The 6,068-nt window shown below is 35.6% G+C and carries 5 protein-coding genes; all 5 read right to left on the bottom strand.

Annotated elements, in window-relative coordinates; genetic code table 11:
* Positions 1–1,021: Hpt domain-containing protein (locus tag HU235_RS22040; RefSeq protein WP_174881601.1), on the bottom strand; the 1,021-nt coding region annotated here is incomplete at its 3' end.
* A 12-nt stretch (positions 1,022–1,033) separates the two neighbouring features.
* Entirely contained in the window at positions 1,034–2,131 is a 1,098-nt protein-coding gene (locus tag HU235_RS22035) for a protein-glutamate methylesterase/protein-glutamine glutaminase (RefSeq protein ID WP_174881600.1), read from the bottom strand.
* 4 nt (positions 2,132–2,135) lie between these two features.
* Positions 2,136–3,005, bottom strand: a complete 870-nt coding sequence (locus HU235_RS22030; RefSeq protein WP_233452360.1) for a MinD/ParA family protein — start codon at positions 3,003–3,005, stop codon at positions 2,136–2,138.
* Positions 3,006–3,009: 4 nt separating this feature from the next.
* Positions 3,010–4,137: a flagellar biosynthesis protein FlhF gene (gene flhF / locus HU235_RS22025; protein ID WP_174881599.1), complete on the bottom strand. Its 1,128-nt coding sequence runs from the start codon at positions 4,135–4,137 to the stop codon at positions 3,010–3,012.
* Positions 4,134–6,068 (bottom strand): flagellar biosynthesis protein FlhA (flhA, locus tag HU235_RS22020; RefSeq protein ID WP_174881598.1); only part of this gene is annotated, 1,935 nt, incomplete at its 5' end. The genes flhA and flhF, both read right to left, overlap by 4 nt.

Genomic DNA, 6,068 nt, shown 5'->3' with positions numbered 1-6,068 from the left:
TTCTTTCAACTGTTTCATCTAATTCACTATTATTTAAATCCTTTGATATTTGCTCGAGTCTACCGCGATCAATAACCAATTCTTCAAATAAATTCATCAAAATATCTAAACGTTCGATATTTACACGGATTGTTTTTGAACTCGTCGTCGTTACTTGCTTTGATACGGATTTCTTCTCTGCCTTTTCCTCTTTAGCAATTTCCTCTTTCTTAGGAGTTGCTGTAGCAGCTTCATCCTTACCGTTTTGATTCATCATCGTTTCAGGCTCAATGGTCGTTATACTTACATTGTCAATTTCTGAAACCTTCATCACTTTTAATTTAATGTCCTCAGCAGACTCCTTTGATACGATTGCTACAGAAAATTGTGAATCAAACTTTTCTTCTTCCAGCATATCAACAGATGGAACTGATTTAATAACTTCTCCAAGCTGCTCAAGTATTTCAAAAACCATAAAAACCCTTGCAGCCTTTAATAAACAATCTTCACGCAAATTGATCGTTAGCTCGTAAGCAGTAAACCCCTGCTCCTTTGACTGTTGAATAACAGTAAACTCAAAGTCATCGTATTCTTGTTTTGCTTGTGAAGGAGATTCTAGTGTTGCAGCAACTTGATTTTCTGCTAGTTTACTAGCATTACTGCCACCATTTTCAATATTTTTAAGCATCGTTAAAACTGTTGAAACATCCTTCTTTCCATCTCCACCCTCAGCAATTGAAAAGACCATTTCCTCTAAATCATCAACCGCAGCAAAAACTGCATCAAAAACTGCTGAAGTAACAGTTAATTTTTCATTTCGAATAGCATCTAACACATTTTCCATTTGATGTGTTAAATTTGCCAAATCCTCATATCCCATCGTTGCGCTCATACCTTTTAATGTATGGGCAGAACGAAAAATTTCATTTACAATCGATAAATCATTGGGATTTTTTTCTAGTTCTAATAATTTTTCGTTACAAGCCTGTAGATGCTCTTTGCTTTCTTCAATAAAAACCTCTAAGTATTGATTCAATTCCATAAGGTGACACCCCTATTTTTTTATAAAATTCATGATTGAAGCTGCAATATCTTCTACATGTTCAACTTTGTCAACAAGTTGGGTAGCATATGCTGATTTAGGCATACCATAAACAACAGCAGTTTGTTCTGATTCCGAAATTGCATCAACTATTCCAGTCGTTTTCAACCGTTTTAATCCTTCCGTTCCATCAGATCCCATGCCTGTCATAATAACTGCAACTTTATAGTAATTCTTTAACTGACTAATTGATTCAAACATCACATCAACTGAAGGTCTATGTCCATTTCTTATTTCCGATTTATCAACTTTAATCACTAGTGAAGTACCCGTTTGAATGACATGCATATGAGAACCACCGGGTGCAATATATGCTGTTCCTTTTTTAACAATTTCGCCATTTTCTGCTTCTTTAACAGTAATGAAAGACATCGAATTTAAACGATTTGCTAAGGAATTCGTAAATCCTGGAGGCATATGCTGTACGATGAAAATAGGTGCATCAATATCTTTAGGTAACTTCGGTAACACATGTTGTAAGGCTCTAGGGCCTCCAGTTGATGTTCCGATACAAACAATTTTATCTTTTAGTCTTTTTTCCTCAGAGTAAGTAGTACTTTTCTCACTGTATGTGTCTATTTTACTATACTCTTTAATTTGGTGGGGGATATTTTTTTCATTTCTTACTAGAATTTGTTTATTTTTGAAGTTAGCTGTTACTGCTAACTTTACTTTTTCTTTCAGTTGTTCCTTTATCTTAAATAAATCTAAAGAAATTGCACCAGAAGGCTTTGCGATAAAATCAAATGCACCATATTGTAACGATTTAATTGTATTATCGGTTCCTTCTTTCGTTGTACTTGATAACATAATGACAGGCCTTGGATATTTTCGCATAATTTCCTTTAATGCCTCTAGTCCATTCATAATAGGCATTTCGACATCCATCGTCACAACATCTGGGTTTAGCAATTCAATTTTTTTTAATCCATCTTGCCCATTTCTTGCTGTACCGATAACCTCAATACTTTCTTCCTCTTGAAGAAAGTCTGTAATAAGTTTCCTCATGAAAGCAGAATCATCTACTATCAACACTCGTATTTTTTTCATCATTTTACCTACCTTTCATGAAGAAATTTTTTAATTTCGCTATAAAAGGTGTTTTTTGATAAACAGCTGAATCTAAGGAATTCGTTCTCATCAAAAATTCATTTGAAAGAGTTGCAATCGCTTTACTGGCAGGGCAATTTGGTTGAAAATGCACAAATGGTTTTTGATTAATAACAGCTTTCATTATCGTAGAATCATCCGGAATCATACCAAGTAAAGTTATTTCTCTCTGCATGAAACTAGTCATCGCGCTCGCTAACCTCTTAAAGGTTGTTTCGCCAACCTTTTGATTGAATACTCGATTAATCACAAGTGTAAATGGAATCGTTGAATCCTTTAGAGTAATATATTTCATTGCAGCATACGCATCTGTTATCGCTGTTGGTTCTGGTGTTGTAATGACAATAATTTCATCAACAGCGAGAATAAATTGTATGCTATCCTCGGAAATTCCGGCACCCATATCAAAAATAACAAAATCATATGCTTTAAATAACAGCTCTAATTCACTTGTAAATCGTTCAAATTTTCCGTCATCGAGCTTGAAAATGGTCCCCAAGCCAGTTCCCCCTGAAATATAATCAAGTCCAGATGGGTCATTTTTTATAATATCAATGAGAGATAATTGCTTTTCAAAGTAATCAACAATTGAATAGGGAGAGCTCTCACCTACTAAAATATCGATATTACCCATTCCAATATCCAAATCGAATAACAATACTCTTTTCCCTAACGCTTGTAAGGATAGTGAGAAGTTTAACGAAAAGTTTGATTTGCCAACTCCTCCTTTACCACTTACAACCGCTATAGATTTTGCTTGAGATTTTAATGCCATTAACCGTTCTCTTAAACGCGCTGCTTGATCATTCACCATATCACTACCTCAATATCTGTTCGACTATACGTTCTTTAGTTGCCATTTCGATATCATCTGGGACATTTTGGCCATGTGTTGTATATGCTATACCTTTTTTAGTGCGAATCATAACGTCAAATAATGGACCTCTCGTTGAGGTTTCATCAAGCTTAGTAAAAATTAGCTTATTAATAGGAATAACGGAAAATTGCTCATATACTGCTAGCATATCGGAAGGCTTTGCAGTTGCTGCTAATACAAGAAAGGTTTCCATCTCATCATTAAAATCGATAATTTTCTGCAAATCATCAACATATTGTGATTCTAGAAAATTTCTTCCTGCAGTATCAATTAAGATGTAATCATAGTTAGCCAATTTTTCTTTCGCGTTTTTGAAATCGTCAAGATTGTAGCAAACCTCAATTGGAACATTTAAGATTTTTGCATATGTTTTTAACTGGTCAATTGCCGCAATTCTAAAAGTGTCTGTTGTAATAAACGCAACTTTTTTTCTTTTCTCAATGACGCATTCGGCCGCAAGCTTAGCTAACGTCGTAGTTTTGCCTACACCTGTTGGCCCTATTACATTAATGTATTTTTTTTGATAAGAGATTCCCCCAAAGGATAATTCACTTAATTGTGCTTCAAAAAATTCATATTGTTTTTCTTTTAACTGTTGGATAGTAGCCGCACCGTTTTGCTCATACCAAAATTCTAATAGTTTAGCCATCACTTCGTTTCTTAATCGTGAATGAACCTCTTGATTTTTCATTTGTTCGAGAATTTCCTTTAAAGGTTCTGGATACATATTACTTTGCTCTGTAGTTGGGATAGATTGGAGCATATTTTTTAGTTCTTTTATCTCCATGACCAAATCATCATTCGGTTGTTTAAGTACTTGAGGATTTTCAACCATCATTTTTGACTGTTCATTTATAAATGGTGCAGGCTTCTTGCTTGGTTTCTGCTGTGATGGAACATCAGGATCCATCGCAGCAATCACTTCAATTTTCTTTTTCGTGAAAAGACCAAAAAAACCACCTGTATTAACTTCCTTCGAATTTAAAATAACCGCGTCATTTCCCATCTCTGAACGAATTTTCTTCATAGCCTCTTGCATTGATGGTGCGATATATTTTTTTACCTTCAATCTACATTCACCACCCCAACACTTTGTACTTCAACATTTGCTTCTAATTCATTATAGGATAAGATTGGAACGTGCGGGAAATATCGATCCGTAAGCTGTCTTACATACATTCTTACAGCAGGTGAACATAAAATAATTGGTGTTTGCTGCTGCAATGAAAGCATTTCAACTTCCTTCGCTATTGCCTCAATGATTGCTTGTGAGATGTCTGGGCTTAATGATAAGTAATTTCCATGTTCTGTTTGCTGTACACCTTCTGCAACCATTTTTTCTACTTTCCCTGATAATGTCACAACTTTTAAAAGTTGATCTTGGTCAACATATTGCGACGTTATTTGTTTTGCAAGTGCTTGTCTTACATACTCACCTAATAGTTCAGAATCAGAAGACATTTTACCAAAGTCAGCCAATGTTTCGAAAATAACTGGTAAGTTTCGAATCGAAACCTTTTCTCGTAAAAGCTTCGCTAACACCTTTTGGATATCCCCGATACTTAGTGGAGTTGGTGTAACTTCCTCTACTAATATCGGATATGATTCCTTCAAATGATCGATTAATTGTTTTGTTTCTTGTCTTCCTAGTAATTCATGTGCATTTTGCTTCAGCACTTCAGTAATATGTGTTGAAACGACAGAAGGTGGATCGACAACAGTGTAGCCATACATTTCTGCAGTGTCTTTTACCTCTTCAGTAATCCATTTAGCTGGTAATCCAAATGATGGTTCAACAGTATCTATTCCTTCTATTGAATCTTCTTCCATTCCAGGAGCCATCGCTAAAAAGTGATCAAGTAAAATCTCACCTTTTGCAACTTCATTCCCCTTAATTTTCAAACGATATTCATTTGGCTGCAACTGAATATTATCCCGGATTCGAACAACTGGTATGACAATTCCAAATTCGATAGCTAATTGTCTCCGGATCATGACGACTCGATCGAGTAAATCACCACCCTGATTCGTATCAGCTAAAGGAATTAATCCATAGCCAAATTCAAATTCAATCGGATCAATGTTTAAAAGATTAACAACACTTTCTGGACTTTTCATTTCATCCATCTCAATCTCTTGTTCAACCTCGTCTTCATCTTGAACAGGTATTTCTTTAGATTTTGCTATCCGATATCCGGCAAAAGCTATTAAGCCTGCAATTGGTAATGTTAGGAAGATTCCGATTGGAGTAAACAAGCCCAATAAAAATATTGTTCCTGCAGCAACATATAGCATTTTTGGATAGGCAAATAATTGTGCTGTAATGTCAGCTCCAAGATTTCCATCTGAAGCCGCTCTTGTTACGACAATACCAGTCGCTGTCGAAATCAATAATGCGGGAATTTGGCTAACGATTCCGTCCCCGACTGTTAACATTGTATAATGAGACGCTGCCTCTTGAAGCGACATTCCGTTTTGCATCATTCCAATAATGATGCCAAATAGCATATTAATTAATACCATTAATATACCAGCAATCGCATCTCCCTTTACAAACTTACTAGCACCATCCATTGCCCCGTAAAAATCTGCTTCATTTGCAACTTTTTCACGTCGTTCTCTTGCCTGTTGCTCAGAAATCATCCCAGCATTTAAATCCGCGTCAATACTCATTTGCTTACCAGGCATTGCATCGAGTGTAAAACGTGCTGCAACTTCAGATACACGCTCAGACCCTTTTGTAATAACAATAAACTGAATAACGATTAAAATGATGAATACAACCATTCCTACAAGTACATTTCCGCCCGTTACAAACGTTCCAAATGTTTCAACAACCTTCCCTGCATCACCTTCCGCTAAAATTGCCCGTGTAGTTGATACGTTCAATCCAAGACGAAATAACGTTAACAATAGGATTAACGAGGGAAAGATTGAGAATTCCAATGGTTCTTTCATATTCATTGACGTAAGGATGACTAACAAAGCAAGAGATATATT

Origin of the sequence: Metabacillus niabensis, assembly GCF_902829255.1 — a bacterium.
In the GTDB taxonomy this organism is placed as follows: Bacteria; Bacillota; Bacilli; order Bacillales; family Bacillaceae; genus Metabacillus; species Metabacillus niabensis.
The sequence above is the reverse complement of the archived record's forward strand: the minus strand, read 5'-3'. Positions and strand labels throughout refer to the sequence as shown.